Source organism: Cyclobacterium sp. 10D3-21 (assembly GCF_055809755.1).
In genome coordinates this window covers 3,272,363-3,290,928 of record NZ_CM147924.1, presented here as the reverse complement: position 1 = coordinate 3,290,928, position 18,566 = coordinate 3,272,363, and the positions used below count along the sequence as shown (strand labels likewise).

General features: G+C 37.8%; 20 protein-coding genes. 2 read left to right on the top strand and 18 right to left on the bottom strand.

What is annotated here, in order from left to right; genetic code table 11:
• Positions 1 to 590: 590 nt before the first annotated feature.
• From AC0L7T_RS13110 to AC0L7T_RS13090, 5 genes are all read right to left on the bottom strand, one after another.
• Positions 591 to 863 (bottom strand): type II toxin-antitoxin system RelE/ParE family toxin, encoded by a 273-nt coding sequence (locus AC0L7T_RS13110; RefSeq protein ID WP_473343110.1) that lies wholly within the window; start codon positions 861 to 863, stop codon positions 591 to 593.
• A 39-nt stretch (positions 864 to 902) separates the two neighbouring features.
• Complete coding sequence (locus tag AC0L7T_RS13105) at positions 903 to 1,148, bottom strand: hypothetical protein (RefSeq protein WP_473343109.1); 246 nt, start codon at positions 1,146 to 1,148, stop codon at positions 903 to 905.
• A gap of 339 nt (positions 1,149 to 1,487) precedes the next feature.
• On the bottom strand, positions 1,488 to 2,138 hold the full coding sequence (locus AC0L7T_RS13100; protein WP_473343107.1) for a ParA family protein: 651 nt from the start codon (positions 2,136 to 2,138) through the stop codon (positions 1,488 to 1,490).
• Between the two features lie 12 nt (positions 2,139 to 2,150).
• A complete protein-coding gene (locus AC0L7T_RS13095; RefSeq protein WP_473343106.1) occupies positions 2,151 to 3,653 on the bottom strand; it encodes a relaxase/mobilization nuclease domain-containing protein in 1,503 nt (500 codons plus the stop codon).
• A complete protein-coding gene (locus AC0L7T_RS13090; protein WP_473343105.1) occupies positions 3,653 to 4,033 on the bottom strand; it encodes a plasmid mobilization protein in 381 nt (126 codons plus the stop codon). Before AC0L7T_RS13090 ends, AC0L7T_RS13095 begins: the two co-directional genes overlap by 1 nt.
• Positions 4,034 to 4,197: 164 nt before the next feature.
• Here AC0L7T_RS13090 and AC0L7T_RS13085 point away from each other — a divergent pair, with 164 nt between their 5' ends.
• Positions 4,198 to 4,395: an ATP-binding protein gene (locus AC0L7T_RS13085; RefSeq protein ID WP_473343103.1), complete on the top strand. Its 198-nt coding sequence runs from the start codon at positions 4,198 to 4,200 to the stop codon at positions 4,393 to 4,395.
• A gap of 62 nt (positions 4,396 to 4,457) precedes the next feature.
• On the opposite strand, the gene AC0L7T_RS13080 is transcribed toward AC0L7T_RS13085, so the two are convergent.
• From AC0L7T_RS13080 to AC0L7T_RS13025, 12 genes are all read right to left on the bottom strand, one after another.
• The gene (locus AC0L7T_RS13080; RefSeq protein WP_473343414.1) at positions 4,458 to 4,730 is read right to left on the bottom strand and encodes a hypothetical protein; all 273 of its coding nucleotides are present in this window, start codon (positions 4,728 to 4,730) and stop codon (positions 4,458 to 4,460) included.
• A 270-nt stretch (positions 4,731 to 5,000) separates the two neighbouring features.
• Positions 5,001 to 5,426, bottom strand: a complete 426-nt coding sequence (locus AC0L7T_RS13075) for a hypothetical protein (RefSeq protein WP_473343102.1) — start codon at positions 5,424 to 5,426, stop codon at positions 5,001 to 5,003.
• 289 nt (positions 5,427 to 5,715) lie between these two features.
• The gene (locus AC0L7T_RS13070) at positions 5,716 to 7,359 is read right to left on the bottom strand and encodes an RHS repeat domain-containing protein (protein WP_473343101.1); all 1,644 of its coding nucleotides are present in this window, start codon (positions 7,357 to 7,359) and stop codon (positions 5,716 to 5,718) included.
• 502 nt (positions 7,360 to 7,861) lie between these two features.
• A complete protein-coding gene (locus AC0L7T_RS13065; RefSeq protein WP_473343100.1) occupies positions 7,862 to 8,332 on the bottom strand; it encodes a hypothetical protein in 471 nt (156 codons plus the stop codon).
• The gene (locus tag AC0L7T_RS13060; protein WP_473343099.1) at positions 8,325 to 9,716 is read right to left on the bottom strand and encodes an RHS repeat domain-containing protein; all 1,392 of its coding nucleotides are present in this window, start codon (positions 9,714 to 9,716) and stop codon (positions 8,325 to 8,327) included. The genes AC0L7T_RS13065 and AC0L7T_RS13060 overlap by 8 nt, the downstream gene beginning before the upstream one ends.
• A gap of 432 nt (positions 9,717 to 10,148) precedes the next feature.
• Entirely contained in the window at positions 10,149 to 10,961 is an 813-nt protein-coding gene (locus tag AC0L7T_RS13055) for a hypothetical protein (protein WP_473343098.1), read from the bottom strand.
• Positions 10,962 to 10,978: 17 nt separating this feature from the next.
• Positions 10,979 to 11,416: a hypothetical protein gene (locus AC0L7T_RS13050; protein WP_473343097.1), complete on the bottom strand. Its 438-nt coding sequence runs from the start codon at positions 11,414 to 11,416 to the stop codon at positions 10,979 to 10,981.
• On the bottom strand, positions 11,417 to 11,974 hold the full coding sequence (locus tag AC0L7T_RS13045; protein WP_473343095.1) for a hypothetical protein: 558 nt from the start codon (positions 11,972 to 11,974) through the stop codon (positions 11,417 to 11,419). It abuts the gene before it with no gap.
• An 11-nt stretch (positions 11,975 to 11,985) separates the two neighbouring features.
• The gene (locus AC0L7T_RS13040; RefSeq protein ID WP_473343094.1) at positions 11,986 to 12,738 is read right to left on the bottom strand and encodes a hypothetical protein; all 753 of its coding nucleotides are present in this window, start codon (positions 12,736 to 12,738) and stop codon (positions 11,986 to 11,988) included.
• A gap of 114 nt (positions 12,739 to 12,852) precedes the next feature.
• Complete coding sequence (locus AC0L7T_RS13035) at positions 12,853 to 13,356, bottom strand: hypothetical protein (protein WP_473343093.1); 504 nt, start codon at positions 13,354 to 13,356, stop codon at positions 12,853 to 12,855.
• Positions 13,337 to 14,800 carry an RHS repeat domain-containing protein gene (locus AC0L7T_RS13030; protein WP_473343092.1) on the bottom strand — a complete coding sequence of 488 codons (1,464 nt, stop codon included), beginning with the start codon at positions 14,798 to 14,800 and terminating at the stop codon, positions 13,337 to 13,339. Before AC0L7T_RS13030 ends, AC0L7T_RS13035 begins: the two co-directional genes overlap by 20 nt.
• Before the next feature lie 45 nt (positions 14,801 to 14,845).
• Entirely contained in the window at positions 14,846 to 16,369 is a 1,524-nt protein-coding gene (locus tag AC0L7T_RS13025; protein ID WP_473343090.1) for a hypothetical protein, read from the bottom strand.
• A gap of 248 nt (positions 16,370 to 16,617) precedes the next feature.
• Between AC0L7T_RS13025 and AC0L7T_RS13020 the strand changes: the two genes are divergently transcribed.
• A complete protein-coding gene (locus tag AC0L7T_RS13020) occupies positions 16,618 to 17,292 on the top strand; it encodes a hypothetical protein (protein WP_473338467.1) in 675 nt (224 codons plus the stop codon).
• 339 nt (positions 17,293 to 17,631) lie between these two features.
• Here the strand turns inward: AC0L7T_RS13020 and AC0L7T_RS13015 are convergent, their stop codons facing one another.
• Entirely contained in the window at positions 17,632 to 18,561 is a 930-nt protein-coding gene (locus AC0L7T_RS13015; RefSeq protein ID WP_473338468.1) for a helix-turn-helix transcriptional regulator, read from the bottom strand.
• Positions 18,562 to 18,566 lie beyond the last annotated feature (5 nt).

Sequence of the window (18,566 nt, the reverse complement as noted above, 5' to 3'; positions counted from 1 at the left end):
GTCAGAACTTGCCCCGGTTTATCGGGGTGGAATCTCGCATAGCTGATGATCGTCTAATCACGTGACAATTGGGTCATGCTCGATTTCTTGCACTCGAACACATGTAGTCCTTTGGTTTTTCCACGATTCCTGCCCTTACCGGATTCTCATGAATACAATTGGAATGTGAAAAAATAGGGTATTTCATCTGTTTATATTTGTTTTCAAAAGGTCAGAACTTGCCCCGGTTTATCGGGGTGGAATCTCGCCACAATAATCATCCTTATGCATAACGATTTCGTCATGCCTATCTGCCTCGGGCAGGCTCGATTTCCTGATCTCTTATTTGATAAACCGCACCCATAACTAAAAATAGTCTATCCTTGATTGAATTACAAATAAATGATGCCCGAGTAACTGAATAAAGTGTCGTTGATTTGGATGGGGTCTCAAATTTCAGTCAAAAAGTATTCAAAATTTTGTCCATTTGTTTACTAAAGAGGTCTTTCAGAAGCCATTGTAAATGGCATATAAAAGGTTTCGACTTCAAAGTAAGTTAGGAATAAAAGGGGGTAGAGGATTCTACACGAAACCCTGATCCAGCTTGGTGGCTATTTATTCCTTTTCGGTTTCCTGGTAGGTTTCTGATAGTTGCTAAAAATATCCGTGACAATAACGATTTCACTATCAACCATGTAAATGATTTTGTAATGATATTCCTGCAAATATCGGTGCCCTTTCCCAAGAGATATCAGGTCATCTTCTACTCTTCCTCTATCCGGATAGTTTTCAAGCGTTTCTGCTCTGTCAATTATTTTATTTACAATCTCAGTCGCTTTTTCGGGACTGGCTTCCTCTGAATAATGATCGTAAATCTCTTTCAAGCACATTTTCGCCCACTCTGAAAACCTAACCTCCCTGGATTACCAATGCTTTATTTCTTCCCTGACCTGTTTTGACGTTTTTACACGGCCTTCTCTAATGTCCTTTTCAGACCTTTCCGCCCTGGATATTAGTTCCTCTTTTGTGATAGCTGTGCCATCGGGTTTATATCCAACAGGTGAAGCTATTTGGTCTGCTTTAATCAGCCCATGAATAAGTTTTAACACACGATCATCTGCATGTTGAAGGTATTGGCTTATTTCTTCTCGTATTTTAACTGTGTCCATCGGTTTTTTCTTTTCGTTCCCTAAAGTTAACGATTCCGTATTACAATTTGATTGGTTCCAATGGAGGATATTTCAGTTTTTGACTTTTCTTAGGCGGTAAACAAAAAAGTTCCACCCGATGTATTTCATAATGTTTTCGGCTGTCATCAGAATAATATTCTGTTTAGATTTGTCCCTTTAAAGCTAGATAAGGCTTTTTAAATTAAAGTTCATCCCAGACTGGGTGTAGGTTTGCAAAACACCCCCCCTTCTATTCTTTCCAATTTGCAATTGGAATTGGACGTAATTACCAATGATCCACGGTTATCAAACCTTCTAGTCCAGAATAATTCCACATACTCAAACACATGTAATCATCTTGTGCCATGCCGGGTCTATGTATTCGTTATAAATGGATTCAAAAACAGGTTCGATCACCTCAATGATATTCGAAGGAATGTCATAGGTAGTGATCCGCTGGAAATCTATCCTTTCAGTGATGCTACTGGTGACTGCTCCGAAATTTTTCAGCGCGTCCTGAACCGATTTCATGGTTTCGTATTTCACACTGCTCCGCACCCTATTGGGAATAAATATGATTTTGGCGTTCGGATTAATTTTTTTGATTACAAAGGAAAACTCGATGGTAGAGGACACGGAGTATTCGTCATAACTGAAGGGACATAGGATGAGGTCCGATTTTTGGAATACCGGAACAAGTTCATCATCATCCATTTTACCCGCCAGGTCAATGATGCTGACCTGATTTTCTTTTTTGGTGTCCTTTTTTTGTATGGCATTAAATTGAGACAATTCGGCGGCCTCTACGGGGTACAACGGCGTGTTTTCAATCATTTCTGCCGCCTGGGCCTTATTGTAAAGCGACCGTTGAAAGTCCATGTCATAGACCTTTACCGGTTTGTTTTTGGCCAGGGTTAGGTAGTTGGAAAATAGCACCGAAAGGGTACTTTTACCGACTCCTCCTTTTTGGTTTGCGAATAGAATTATCATATGCATTGGTTTTTATCTGATGCTTCTCTTTTTGTTGTCTTTATCTTTGTTTCTTCTCCTTCCATGCATTGCTTCGTCGTCCACATCCTGATGGATATCCAGGTTAATAGTGGGAAGTGGGGACACTGTCTCCCGGTCTGGTTCGGCGTATTCATTGCCCAAAGTGTGGGGTAAGACCTTTTCGCTGTCCGCTTGTATTGGTAATTGAACTTTTGAATTAGAACCTGATTCGATATAAGCAGGTTGTTCTGCCCCATTTCGGAGAGGGACTTCCCAAAGTCTGGCAAATCTGTTGTATTCTTTATTTTGCAGAATGGCTTCCAGCCGAATAAAAAACCGCTCTTGAGTGTCCAGTAAAAACAAGCGCTTTTCGTTTACCAGTAGGTGTAATTTGAATTCCTCAAGACCCGTTTGGAGGTTGGGGTAATCTTCCAAAACAGACAGTAATTTCAACCGGTAAGCCGTATTTTCCGGAAAACGTTTGATTCGAAAAAGGGTATCTGAAGCGCCTGTAATGCTTTTATAAGCAGGAATATCTGATGGAAAAAGAAAATTGATCACTTTAACTTTATCCTTGGTTTCTTCCTGAATCAGATTTTTAAGCGGATAGATTTCACCTCCCTTGAAGATGATTTTCCTGCTATGGTCAATAATCGTATAGCCATAAGGTTTCTTGCCATCCCTGCCATGAAACAACAGTTCTATTCCAAATTTTTCTTTGAGAAAGTCGGCCATTTCTGACCGGTAACCCTTTGGTTTCCCAAGGCGATTGCCTTTCAGCGGTTCAAATATTGGAACAGGGGTGCTGCAGTAAACCTTCCTGTACTTTTCAAACAAGGCATGTAGCTGCTTTTTTCTTGCCTTGTCAATGGTATAGGCATTGGTCTTGTGCATTATTTCCTTTAGGGAAAGTTCGCCTTGTAGCAAACCAAATTTATACAGGAACAATTTATCTTCTTTTTCCTGAAGGTTATATCCCCGAGTTTCCAGATATAACTTGGCCTGGTTGAGGGTGGAAAAGGTAAATGATTTTAACTGATCCAGGATCTTCCTGCATTCCTGACCCGGATTTCTTTCCATGATCTCCAGCATGCATTTCTGTGTCCTGATCCTTTCCATACTGTCATTAATCTTTTTGCCATCGTTGCCGATTCTGGAGGAGACCATATGGACATGGTTGTTTTTGGTATCTCCATGGAATACGATCAGGTAAGGGTTGTTTCCATAGCCCATTTTTTCAAGCCACTCCTCGGCCATTTTGGTGAGTTCCTTCTTGTTGTATTCTCGTTCCTTGCAAGAAATCATGGCATGAAATTGTTTGTTTTGTACCCTGGAATTTCGGTTAGAATGGACTTTGAGAAAGGTTTTCATTTCAGCCGGGCTTACTTTTTGCGCCGATTGCAGGTAACCGAAATTTTTGAATTTCATCAGTTCACCTTTGCCGGACTGCATTTTGTTGGTGTTGTAGGAAACCCCTTTGAAAGTACTGGTGGATGATAGAATTTTGACTGTCATCAGCTGATGGATTTATAAATTTTTCGGAAAGTCCTGTTCATGTCCTCCTGAAAGTCAAGGTGCCGGTTTAGAAGCGTATTAAATCTTACAAATACCTTAGGGTCCAGGTCACTTACCTTGGAATATTGATTGGCATGCCTGGCCAGTTGATTGATATTGTTGTTTACCCTACCCTGCTCAGCTGCAAGATCAGACAGGGTATTAAGCAATTTATCGGTCTTGATAATGGTTGCATCTCCCTGGATTTTCCGGATCAGGTTCCTGAGTGTATCGCTTCTGGAAACACCTGCACTCCCAGCAAAATCATCCAGGAATTTTGCCTCCTGCGCTTTGAGCCTGAAGGTGATTTTGTGTGTTTTATTTTCATGGTGATCCTTCATGTTTTTCAGGTTGTCTGGTTCTTGCTAACTATTAACAGACCCAAAGAGAAGGAAAAAATATAAGGAAGGAAATACGTAAAAAGGGCTATTTTAGGTGAATACGTAGGTATGCGTATATAGAAATGTAAGGTTATTCAGGTATATATTGTTCAATAAAAACCAATTTGCTTATCCTAGACTATTTTGGGTTGACCCACCTGAAAAAACAACACCAAATGGATCTGATGGAAATAATAGAAGATAGGCATACCAGAACAGCTACCTTAATAGTCATTCAATTACCAGTTGGAAGTTGGTTTGATATTATAGGGGAAGCCACTAATGTTGATGTGATTTTGGATAGATTGGTGCATACCTCTTGAAGAATTGAAACCAAAGGTGAGTGTCTTAGGAAAATAATATTAGTTTATCTCACTAGCCTTTTTTAGTTACCAAAATCCAAGGGGGACAATATCACCGTTGGAGGGGTCAACATCACCGGTATTTCCAGATAAAAAGCATCATCGTCTTTTTGGCCAAAAGAAAGCATTTGCTGCCCATGGAAACTCATAATAAATTCATCGGCTAATTTTTTAAGTTTTTTGATCTCAAACTCATCAGAAGAACTTCCGATTGTTTTTACAACCTTATAAACTCCTAGATTTTTTTCTATAACCTGAACTGATACACTGCCAGATCGATTCGTTTTAGCTCTCACAAACATGAAGTAAAGCTACAAATAAAAAAAACGGGACACCCAAGACACCACCAAAAAACATCCTCAGACGCTGGGATCAAACGTTATTAGTTTAATAATTGATAATTGATGAAGTCAGGAGCAATTAAGGCTGATTGCCGAACTGGACGAAGAAGATAAAGAGGTGATCTTTAAAATGACTGATACCATGCTTACCAAAAAGAAGTTTAAGACCTTCTTTCAAGAGAACATCAGTAAATAAAAAAGCCCCACCGAATTGAGGCTTTAAATCTATTTTAGTTTACTAAAACTTATACTACGATTTCTTGCGATTAAGTCCATTCCTTTTTCATCTAAATATACAACCGTATTAACAACAGTATCTTTATCTAATGTATCAAACTCCTTGATTTCAACTTTGGATGACAACTTACCATCTTTCATAAAATTGAAGACATTTCCTTTCTTCTCATAATACGAGATAGAGTCTTTAATAGAAAGAACAAAAGGATTTTTATACTCAAGCTCTCCATCATAATAATAAGCCATTGTATCGTTTCTTATTTCTACAATAAATCTTTCATCAGTTGACAAAACCCATCTGCCAGTAATGAGTTTCTTTATCTTTTCAGACTTACCTTGACTACCTGTATTTAAGGTACTACAAGCAAAGGCACTTAAAATCATTGAAAAAACTATTAAAAGAATATCCCTCATACCTAATTATTTAATAGTTCTATTAACTTTTTCAAACAACGATTTTCGCCTTGGAAAAGATTGCTTATCATAAAAGTTAACCTTTCTACTAACAGCATCAATATTGTAGCTATCTAAACCAAACAAACCATTTACTTTAAAGAAAATTAATCCACTTCTAACAGCTATTTGATGGTCAGTAGCCAATAACGCTGGCGTTTTCGTAAAATCGTAGCTTGTTCCGTATCTACTATTATACCTATTGCTTAAAGTTTTATAGTTGCTCTCCCAAGTTGTATGAATCAAGCCTCTACCTCTGTAGTCTAACCCATTTCCTGCCCCCCCCATATAAAAGAACAGCAAGCTTATCACCATCTTTTCTGACAGTATTCAAATATTCATCAGAATAGCTACTTAATCGTTTAAAATTCCCTCTAAGACCTGATAAACTATAATTTAGGTTTTCTATCAACTTTGTAAAGCCTTGCGTTTCAATTCCTGTTTGGGCTAAAAACCCATTTAACTCAGTTTGAGAACTTATTCCAAAACTCGACCCTTCTAAATTAAGAGTAGTTTCTACTGATTTAAGTAATCCTTTATCACTTTTAGGAAACAACGTACTTAATTCATTTTGAGTAACTCCCGCACTTGTAGAGCTCCAAGTATTATTATTCCAAGTCCATCTATAATCGTCTGTTCCTTCGCAATCATCTCCACATTTATCCCTTTGCGGAGCTATGGCTCCTTGTCCACCATAAGAACCAGATTCAGTAGGTTCCAAGCCTTCAAGCTCTATCATATCAATAACTCTATTACCACTAAATTGGTAACTTGAATAATATGGATATTTCGCAGCAAGTGGGTCTACCGCAAAAAAGCGTCCTAACCTTGGATTGTATCCTCTAAACGTATAATCAACGTAATTTCCCGCTCCATAAATCTCATCTATTTTTTCCTGTCCTTGGAACCCATATCGGTAACTACTATCCTGCTCGCTACGACCACCCATAGCCAAGCCAAACGGATAAAAGTCCGTCGTATTAATCAGGGATGTCCAAGTACTGTCCTGATCTAGGTGGATATTATCACTTACAACAGCTAGGACATTACCCAGGTGATTGGATAGTTCATACTTCTTGCCACCTAATGATCTGTAACCCGTCTTTGATGCGTAATTAACCAATCCTAGGCGTGAACTACCATAAATGGATTGCTCCGCTAAAGTGTCATTCTTATAGACACCCATTACGTTACCGCTTGCATCACGAACATAAATGGTCGTATCACTTTCAGTGATCTTGGCAATCCTGTTTCCTGCGGCATCATACCTAAAATGTACTTCGGAAGTATCGTTTTTGTAAACGGCCCTCACCTTACCATATGGCGTCCAAGCAATACTATCTATACCTTCGGCATTGTCACTAATCAGGTTGCCGATCTCATCATAGGTGTAATTTTCAGTCTCCGTACCATCCACATTCTTCAGTTTATTGCTGAAGTCGTAGTATTCGTATGTCAAATCATCTTGGAGAGACGTACTCTCATCCCTTCTCTGTAAAGTTAATAAATTCCCATTAGGATCATAGCTATAATCCGTATCGTATTTTTTTGGGTTCTCTGGATTGTAACTCCTTTGGACAAAGCCGGTAGTTTCTGAGCTGGTCAGGCTTCTGGCTTGAACGATTCGGTGGAGCTGATCGTACCCATAAACCATCGCCTGCATACGATCCGGCTCTCCCAAACTGGGAAGGTCAGTACTCATCCAGGAAATATTGCCATTGTACAAACCAGTTGCTGAGATTGTATCCCTTGTGTCTTTATAATGATCCCATAGTTCGTCTCGTGAATCGGAAATGGTTACACTGGGATTGATGGGTTTGTAATCCCCTTGGTAATACCCGAGCGCAAAGGAAAAGGCATCAGTTCCTGTACGGAATCCACCTAAGCTAATCATCCTTAAAGTGACCTCCTAGCTTAATTTCGAACCTTGTTTTACATATTCAAAATATTGAAGTCATTAAACCGCAATTGTCATGGAAGAAACAGAATAAATTAAACTAGTGAAGGAAAAAACAAACAGTAAAGGCCAAGCATTGAAAATGAATAAAGAGAAAAGAGCAATGCCGTTTTGATACTGATATTTGATTTAGATACCTCAATAAGTAAGAGGAATATTAAAGGGGAAAAAGAAAAAATTGTTACATAACCCATATCATCGTGACGGTAAACATAGTAAGTATTAAAAAATAACATACGTTCAAGACTATCGTAAATTAAATAAATAAACGGTAAGACATACAATATATGGCTTTTTTGGGAAAATGTTTTTTTAAAAATAAAAAACCATAAAAAGATCAAAATCATCTTTGATATAAAGTAATACCATCCGAAACTTGTGGCATATATGAGAGTTAAGCTAATAATATACGAAACTATAATTGTTGCCGTTTTCTTCATTAATTCAAGAATAATCTATTGAAGGGGAAATCCACAAGAGTAAATGCAATTGATTCCACGCAAAAACATGAACTTTGGCTTCTAAATTCATCTTGCCATAACTCGTGTTGAAATCCTAGACCTTTATCTAATGAATTAAATAATACCTTTTCATCGGTATAGAAAATGATTCCATCCTTATTATAACACCAATCGACAATTATCCTGCTGGGATCTCTATTACTTAATATCAAGTAATTATTTTCAGGTATTTCATAATCCTTATAGATACCTGGTACAATTACTGCTATTGAACCTTCGGCATTGCTAGAAAAAAAAATAGTTAAGTTTTTATCATTCACAGGTGATTGAATAACAGCCTTCATTTTAGTTAAACTAAACCATGTTATAAAATTTAAAAGCAAAATGACAAAGGACATTACAGTTAAAGATGCAACAATAAGCCCTTTTGAAACTCTTCTCTTATTCATATGGCCTCCCCCATCTTTCACTTGGTGACAAACTATTAACCATTTCTCGATATCTACCAATGCCAACTTCCCAGCCATATCTTTCCGCTTGCACCGTTCCTTTAGTTTCTGGGACTCCGTTAAGAGCTCTTCCAATTCGTTCTACCCAAGTGTAATTTGTATTAGTAAAGTCATTCATACCTTGCCTCATCTCAAATGCACGTTTCGTCACTAGCCAGGAAAGCCCAGAGTTCCCAGCAGATTTACCCGCCTGTATGTTACCGACATCCCTGGCACTGGCGATCAACCCATTGTCTAATCTAGCACCTCGATAATTGTAAATTGAATTTCCCTGTTCGCTCCGTTCTCCATCCCTAATTGCCTTGTAGTCATAATTATTGGGATTGGGTAGCAAATATCCAAGAGCTTCTAAATTTTCGTTCTTATCAAGGAACTTTTGGTGGGATTTATCATTGAGATCAATTCTGGCACCTTCCACCCAACTTTTCTTATCATAGTTATAGAAGGAACCAGTAAACAATGTTTCTCCAATGCGTTCACGTTCTTTATTCGCATTGAGTACATAAACCCCTCTGTCATCTCCTATCAAGCTTCCCCCAGTTACATTATATGTTCCGTCTTTATTGCTATTGACAAAGGTTGAGTCACCAAAGGGGTCAGAATAGAATATGGGGTTGCCGTCGAATCCAATGTAAGGACTTTGCCAAGGGAAATTGGTTGCCAATGGATCCACTCCCCACCACCTTCCTACGACGGGATCATACTGCCTGAATTCTGTTGTATAGCTCCTGCCGGGGCCATTTACCTCATCGTCCCCTTCCATACCATTAAACCCATACCTATAACTACTATCCTGCACGCTACGACCATCCATGGCCAATCCAAAGGGATAGTAATCCGTAACATTTACTACACTGGTCCAAGTGCTGTCCTGATCAAGATGAATATTATCCGAAACCACCGCCAGGACGTTCCCCAAGTGATTGGACAGTTCATACTTCTTACCGCCTAATGACCTGTAGCCTGTCTTGGATGCATAATTAACCAAGCCTAGTCGAGAACTGCCATAGACTGATTGTTCTATCAAGGTGTCGTTTTTATAGACAGCCATGACATTTCCAGAGGCGTCCCGGGCATAAACCGTGGTGTCTGTTTCGGTGATCTTCGCGATGCGGTTTCCGGAGGCATCGTACCTGAAATGGATTTCGGAGTTGTCGTCCTTATACACTGCCTTCACTTTCCCGTAAGGAGTCCAAGTGATGCTGTCTATGCCTTCTGCAGCATCAGAAATCAGGTTGCCGATTTCGTCGTAGGTATAGTTTTCTATGGTTGATCCATCTACATTTTTAAGTTTATTGGTTACATCATAGTAACTGTATGTCAAGTCCTCTTGAATGGCCGTCTGCTCATCCCTATTGTTACGCTTTAAAGTTAAGGTTTTTCATTAGAATGTTTGCCGCAACTTACTTAAAAGTACTAACAAAAAAATACTCACATAATGCCCCCCTGCAACCTGGCCCCTACCTAAAAATTTCCACAGGACATTTTCTTAACTGTCAGTCCTCATTAGGATCATAGGTGTAATCTATCATATTATCACTTATTTAGGGAAATCTGCAATATTTTTTAATGTAGATATCCACTACATTAATAAAAGATCTGGGAAAGTGTACAAAAGACATCTAATCCTTAGCATATTAATATTCAAAAGGCCAATAACATAAGGTAAACCATCTGGGGATCTGGATAAGGACTATATCCTCCAAAAGGCTCTATTCATATTCCCTAATTCTATTTGCGAATCAATAGCTAAGCCTTACTCATAATGAATATCCTTAGTTGAGATATCATTTTGTTTAAATGCATCTTCTATATTTTCGTAATCTAGATATTGAATCTGAAAAAGTTTGTTATCAGCAAAAGTTAAAACAATTCCAACTGTATAATCCAAACAGCATTCTGGAGCTACACGATTATACCAAGTATTGTTAATCGAAGTAGTTGCTTCCATTAAAACAAGTTTAAACATTCGCTTTTGGTTAAAAAGGATTGCATCATACGGTATTTCCAATGCTGACATTACTTCTTTAAAGTCGGAATTATTTGAAAATTTTTTATTTAATTTGAATAGGCTATCAGTAGTTGAAAAATACCTTACGCGTAACTCATTTTTAATTTGGAAATCGTCACTTTTTAAGTCATGGCTCAACACGATAATCGAATCCTTTGAATTATAAAACCCAGTCAAAAAAGGACCTTCAGTGTATTCTACTTTATTAAATTGATTATTCTTAAGCCTATTACTATTTTTAAAGTTAATATATTTAGGAATAAATAGATTCCAATATGTACTAGATAAAAATTCAACTCCCTTCTTTCTGTTATAAAAAATATAGTAATAATTACCAGCTACAAAAGATAACAATATTTTCTCATCAATTATTTTTGACAAGTTATTAGAATCTGTTTCCGATGGAAATATTTGTTTCCCTATTAAAATAGTATCCAAATACCCAATACTCAAGGTATCAGTATTATGAGAACTAATTACCTCAATTGCTTCAGAGCAAGAATATAACAATACAGTTACAATTAAAATAATAACCAAAGTTTGATTTCTGCCATTCATATTGAAAAGTCAACTTTTTAAAATCCTGTTTTTTGAATTAGTTTATATTCGATTCCATTGCCAAAATCAGAGCTTGGTCTAGCCTTTGTACCAACAGCATTATAATCCTTAGTTGCTCCTAACATTTTGTTTATTTGTTTGGACGTTTGTAAACTCAACTTAGATTTATAAAAAATTTGTCCATTGGTAAATGAATAATCTGAACATACAACATAACAACCTTCTGTCCACTGAATTGCTCCTGTAATTTCCCTTTTAGAAGGAGCCGGATGGATTCTAACACCTCTTCCTCCGACATAACCATTATTTTCTCCCTTACTTATTCCTGGTTGTACCCATTTTAAACCATGCGAGGAAGGGGCAGCAATTTCATATTGATCATCCGGTAATCTCTTTCCCGAATTTATTGAGGTACTTGGTTCCCCTCCAGGGATTGAATGTATAAAAAAAGCCACTCATTGAATGACTTTTCTTTTTCTGATTAACTGCCATAATAAAAGCAATAGTGATATTATCGCTCCTGTAAAGAATAAAAGTCTTTTCATAGTTATTTCTTTAGCACTTCCCTCAACTAAATCAGTCCATCTGTACTTATCCTTTACTTGTTCAAATTTAGTTTCTGACATATCTTCAAAACTGATTTCAGGGCTTCCATTATCACTTTTATTTCCTGTTTCGTAAGAAGATAAATACTTGATGTTATTTAAGCTATCTGTAACTTTTGCAACAATAGAAGTGTCATTATAGCCGTAGCCTAAGAAATTTTTAATCTTAAAATCACTATTCCTATATCTAAATCCAATACCCATCAATTCAAAATCATCATCATCCATTAAAACAAAGCTTTGCGGATATTCAAAATTAAATCTTGGCTTTACGTTGTATGGAAGCATATTACTGCAAAAAGCACAATCCCATCCATAATCATATCTTTCGCTATCATACTTTAGAGATAGAAAAACAAATACAATAAATGATAATCCAAGTAATAATCGAACTACTGTTTTTTTCATAATCTGTCAAGTTATTTTTGTTCTTCAACAGGTTTGAAAAAGAAAGTTCTTTCTCTTGTTTTATAATCATAAGGTGTCCCTCCAAACCTTTCTAAGTTTGGTCCTTTCCCATCTGGTTGATATTTCTTTATACCCAACCTTCCTAAAGTGTTTTCATCAATAAAATCAGGGTCCCAAAATCCATCTCTCGAAAATAATGTATAATTTACGGAACTTGAATTTCCATTGCCGTCCACCTTATAATCTACATTTGTTCTACCTATATGAAAAGTTTCACTTCTCAAGTCAACTGAGAAAAATCCTTCTGGCTCAACACTTTGGCTTGTGATTTTTTTATGTTTAGCTTGAAATTTATCTGAACTTAATAGTTCTACTGTAGAAGCATCTCCAACATCTGCAGATGCACCATTTCCGTTAAAATAATGACTTGTTGCTTCTTTAGAATTATTTACAACAGCACCACTTCCAGACTTAGAACCTACCCATAAATTATTTTTAGCAAAAGACTGTCCTTCTTTAAGGTTCAAAATTCCTTTATCATTTGCAGTAACTCCACCTCTGTTTAGGATAGTCATTGCATTTTTTTGACTTGTTCCTAAAAATTTCGCTAATGAATATGATTGGTCGCCTTTTTCAGCAACAAGATTCCCTACTGCATCCCATTCCCACCTACCATCAGGGTCAGTATACCGTATTGGGTTATTAAAGCCAAATCTGTATGATGTCCAACCTGGTGCATCAGATGCGAGAGGGTCAACACTCAAAAACCTCTGTGCGGTTTTTACATCGGCTTACATTTTTCCCTACACGGCTTTTCAATCAAAGAACACTTGCAAAATGCCGTTGCACTTACGCTGACTTAAAAGGAAATCTAAGGATTAAGGGAAATTTGAATCTATAAGTAATTGCCACTGGTCAGAAAGAGAGACTTTTCTTATTGTCTCTGATCTATAGTTAATTTCCTCTTCTTTACATGTATCATATATAAAATATACTGAAGGGTAACCTTTTTGATAATATTCAAAATATAATTTGTCAAAATAAATCAAAGAATCGCACTTTTCATTTTCTTTTTCCATATGAATATTTGAAACATGCACTTGCTCCATAAGTCTTGTCAAATTTTCTTCTACTATTTCTATTTTCAATGTAGGCGTTTGCAAATTCGGATTAACAAATATCATTCTACCTAAATCTTTATTCCCACTATCCTTTCCATAATAGCTTACTAAATAATCCTTGATTACCTCAAAGTCTTGCTTTCGCTCTTTAAAGTGTTGCAGATACTCCTTTTCATCATTTTTTCCCGCACAAGAGGCAATTAAAATGACAAAAAAAATCACTGCACTAGTCCTAAAAACACTATTTTTTATCCTTCGCATTTTCTCTATATTCTATTCGTCTTTCCAATACTGCACCTTTTATACTATTATCCTTTAGTAGATTTAGAGCTTTGATTCTTCCTGCGGATATTGCTTTCTGTTCATGAGGCTCATCTGACCTCCCTTGGATTTGGCTTCCCGCTTCAGCGATTGCATTTGGAGAAATAAATGATGCGTGATATTCTAAAGACAAACCCCACAAATAATTCCCAGCTTCATTAGCATTATAGGTTACACCATCTATCTCAAGTAATTGATTTCTTCCTATTAGCCTTAGATCGTACATTTTACTCTTAAAATCCAATTCTTTTCCAGACCCCCTAAATGCATTTGATTGTAAAGCTGTAGCCTGCTCAACATTTCCATTGTACACGTCATTTATTATATATGAAGCATATCCCAAAGCTGAAATGAGGTCCTCTTTTTGTAAAGTTGAAATTCCAGAAAAATCACCTATTTCATCTATTCCATTATCTCTGCCCTCAAGAGTTTTGTAGCTATTAGCTGTATAGATTCTATTTGCTAATTGAATTTTAAAAATTTCCTCACGAGGAGCATTGGCATTAACAATTGTTATTTCTGAGTTAATCAGTTGAACTTTAGGTTTTCCAGTAGTAAAAGTGAACCTTGTTTCAACTTTTTCAAGCCCATCTAAATCGACATTTCGAATAACATCATTCTCGGCAAAAGAATACGGGCTATTCCATGGAAAATCCTCTGCCAACGGGTCAACACTTAGGAACTTCCCTATCCTAGGATTATAGATCCTAAAACCGTAGTCGTAATGGCTTTGATTTCCCCATTCTCCGCCATCATCGAGTTCCTTGCCGTTGAACCCATACCTATAACTACTGTCCTGAACCGTACGGCCATCCATAGCCAATCCAAACGGATAATAGTCTGTAATATTTACCACACTTGCCCAGGTGGAATCCTGGTCTAGATGGATATTATCTATTACTACAGCTAGGACATTTCCAAGGTGGTTGGATAGTTCATACTTTTTGCCACCTAGGCTTCTGTAACCCGTCTTTGAAGCATAATTAACCAATCCTAGGCGTGAACTACCATAAATGGATTGCTCAGTTAAGGTATCGTTTCTATAGACTGCCATGACATTTCCAGAGGCGTCCCGGGCATAAATGGTCGTATCCGTTTCAGTTATCTTCGCGATGCGGTTTCCGGAGGCATCGTACCTGAAATGGACTTCGGAGTTGTCGTCCTTATACACTGCCCTCACTTTCCCGTAAGGAGTCCAAGTGATGCTGTCTATGCCCTCTGCATTGTCACTAATCAGGTTGCCGATTTCGTCGTAGGTATAGTTTTCTATGGTTGATCCATCTACATTTTTAAGTTTATTGGTTACATCATAGTAACTGTATGTCAAGTCCTCTTGAATGGCCGTCTGCTCATCCCTTCTTTGTAAAGTTAACCTCCCCCACATCCTGGCCCTTCGCTAAATTCATACTAAGGTATAAATTTTTTACGCTCAGTCCTCGTTTGGATCATAACTATAATCCGCATCATATTTATTTGCACCTGGCGACCTCGAATCAAAACCAGTGCTTTGTGAACCACTCAAGCTTCTGGCCTGAACGATCCTGTGCAGCTGATCGTACCCATAAACCATAGCCTGCATACGATCCGGCTCTCCCAAGCTGGGAAGGTCAGTACTCATCCAGGAAATATTGCCATTGTACAGACCAGTTGCTGAGATTGTATCCCTTGTGTCTTTATAATGATCCCAGAGTTGGTCTCGTGAATCAGAAATGGTTACACTCGGATTGATGGGTTTGTAATCCCCTTCGTAATACCCAAGCGCAAAGGAAAAGGCATCAGTACCTGTACGGAATCCACCCACTCCATCCCCCCCGGGATCTCCTTCCATTGGCATATTGATACCTTTCAGCCAGCCCTGTAGCGTATAGTAATAATCCATACCCTGAACATTGTACTCACCCAACTCTACCCTGGCCAGCGGTCCATGTGGGTAGTAATAATAGGCTGCATCCCTATTCCATACCAATCCATCTGTGCTTGTCTGCACTTCTTCCAGTCGGTTGTCAGCATCGTATCGATAGCGGTGAATCAATTGATCAGGATAACCTTTTTGGTAGTGCACCTGGTTCACGTTGCCACTAACCAGATCATATACATACTCCGTACGTTTTGGGCCTACTCCGGGAAGATCCTGAAGCAGGGCTTTGACATTGCCATGGGGATCATAGCTATAATAAGTAAATATTGTATCGGTTGAGTTTTTCTCCACCATTGCTGTCCAGGATACCCGGCTGCGCAGGTATTCCTGAGAAAAAGTTGGATCTTTGGGTAGACCTGCCCGATCGTAAACCGTGAGCGTCACATCTACACAGCCATAGGTTCCACAATCGGGAAAGGTTAAATCTTCCAAATTCACCTGCAAGGTATCGGTGGGTTCTATCGAATAAATCTCCCCTGTCTCTATCACTCTGCCCTGCTTGTCGTATCTGGTATAGCTGTACAGATCATTCACAGTCTGTTTGGCATTTTGCGACAATCGAAGTTGCCCGGCCTTATTGTACCAGAAACGGCTTACTCCACCATCCGGGCTGTCCTGCCAAATCAATTGGTTTCGGCTATTGTATTGGTAGCGGGTTTCCAGTCTGTGATAGGGATGAATAGCTGTACCACCTTTCACCGATGTAACCTGCTCTCCACTTAGTGGCTGCACTCCTGCCGGGGGCACAGTTTGAACTAGGCTACCGGCCTGATCGTAATAGTAAAGGGTATAGTGGTATTCCTTGGGAATATAAGTGTAAGACAAACTCTCCTCCGTCAGTTCCAAACAACTCCTGTCAAAGGTGGCATAGTATTCTTCTATTCTCCGATCGAGCATTTTCGATGCTGCCAGTTCTTTTAGCGAAGAGGCCCTGGCAGCCTTATCCGCCATACAAGAATCCAATACTGCCTCCCAATCCGGGCTATAGAAAAATATGCTCGCAGATGAGGTAACAGTGGGCCCTGATCCGTTCATGGAGGGAAACTCTCAAAAACAAGGTAACCAAATGTAAATAGGTAAATGCAGGAGTATAGGTTTTAAATCTTAAGAATAAATAATTATCTTGTATTCTAAGTAACTCGATTGGCCTCACCAGCTAAAAACATCCTTAAAAACTGAAAATTAAATAGATACATTTATCAACAAGCAAAATCTGAAGGTTAAAAAGGGTAAGTTTTGATTCCGCCATAGTTTTTAGTCTTAATGCTATCTGTAAAATATAAATGCGATATTTCACCGTATTAATCATTGTTTTATTATTAAATGGTTGTAAAGAACAAGCAGAGAGTAACACATCATTAGCTACCCAGTTGATATCTACCGGCAAAGACGAATATCAATGGCTTCCAAAATTAGAAGAAGGACACTTACTTATTGAAGTGGAAAAAATCAAAGATCGTCTCACTCAACTTATAATTTTAGATTCGGTTGAACTGGCACTTGAAGAAATTTACTATCGAGATCAAATATATCGTGACAGTATTCAAACAGTACCTAACTTAAAGAAAGCTGATATAACACGGCTTTATCAAAAAATTAATCACTTCGATAAAATAAATTCGGAGCTAGCCATAAAACTATTAAAAAAATGGAAATGGCCCAAAACAAGCCATATGTCAAATGAAGCTCAAGAGGCTCTCTGTTTAGTAACAGTACACAATAACATATTAGAATTAAATCAACTTGTATCTGAAAATTTTCACAGAGCATATCATATTGATTCTTCGTTTAGCCCCTATATGTTTGCTGTAATTTCGGATAGATTATCACTTAGAGCTGGTGGGCAATATATTTTTGGAACACTTACTTTTAAGCCAGAAAATTACTCTGAAAGCGAAATTAATCAGATCAATACAAACAGATCTAAATTGGGATTAAAGGATCTATTAAATAGATAGTCAAGTAGGTAAAGGGGAATCCCACCCCTAAATGGGTCATTCCATAAGGCGCTTAACATCCTGTCGGTTGATTCATTATGTTATACTAATATGTATCTCAGTCCCCTATTGTAGAAAAGGTTTGGAAAAGAGACATTAACATATCTAAGCCATGTAACTATCTTGACCTTGCTTTCTATGAAGCTTTTTTATTTGTTCAGAATCCACTTGATCAAACGATGGAGCAGGTAATAAAACACTGGTTTTAAACTTCTTCGTCTTATTTTTCCATTATAGTGAACCGCGATGCATAAAATGATTCAATTTGTGTCACTACATTACTTTTAGCATTCCAGATGATTAACCCACCTCAGCTGTCCTTTCACCTTTAGTAATCTTATTCAACAAATCAAACTTGTTATTACTTTCTGCTTTTTTGAAAATATTCTGCATATGTTTATTCACTGTTCTTTCGGAGATAAACAAAGTGTCAGCTATATCCTTGTATATATGACCTTCTCGAACCAATTCGCAGACTTCAATTTCACGCTTTGTAAAGCCAAGCTTGGTACAGCGAATGGTGAAAATTTCATCTTCATTTTTGGTTTGCAGAAGATTCAGGGTTTCCAAATCTTTTCTATTTTCCTCGACCATGTTCCGGATGTAAAGTACAGTGATTACCAGGAAGCCACCATTTGTCAATAAAACTTCAGTAAGCTGTGTTACTTCCAAATAGGCCAACAAAGGCATCAATGTCCAGGGAGCTACAGCAACGTAAGATAGAATAGCATCGAAGGAAGCCTTTCTGGTTTTGTAGCGTTGCCGAATGCCCCAAAGTATATTGTAAACCATGTAAAAAGCATAGGAAAACGGAATGATCATTCCCACGTAGATCATGGTCTTAAAGTCTATTCCTATGGGATATAAAATACAGAAGAAAAGTACAAACGGTAAGATCAAAAATATTAGCACCCCGTATTTGGCATGAAATTCCAAATGTGTAATATTGAATGCCCTGTAAAAATAATAAGGAAAATAAGCTCCCATTCCGAAACCGGCACCATAGGCAAGAATGTATTGCAATGTTACTGACAGGGGTAAATCTTCATCTGGAAAAAGTCCTCCGGCCAAATTGTAAACAATCAGAAGAAAAAGCAAAATTAGGTAATATTTCCTCTTCTTCTCATTGGGCTTTTGGAGGTAAAAAACCAGTTGATGAGAAAACATCATCACCTCCAGCAAAACAAATACTAAGGTTACAATGTGAATTTCGGTATTCAGAACAGTCATAGCGT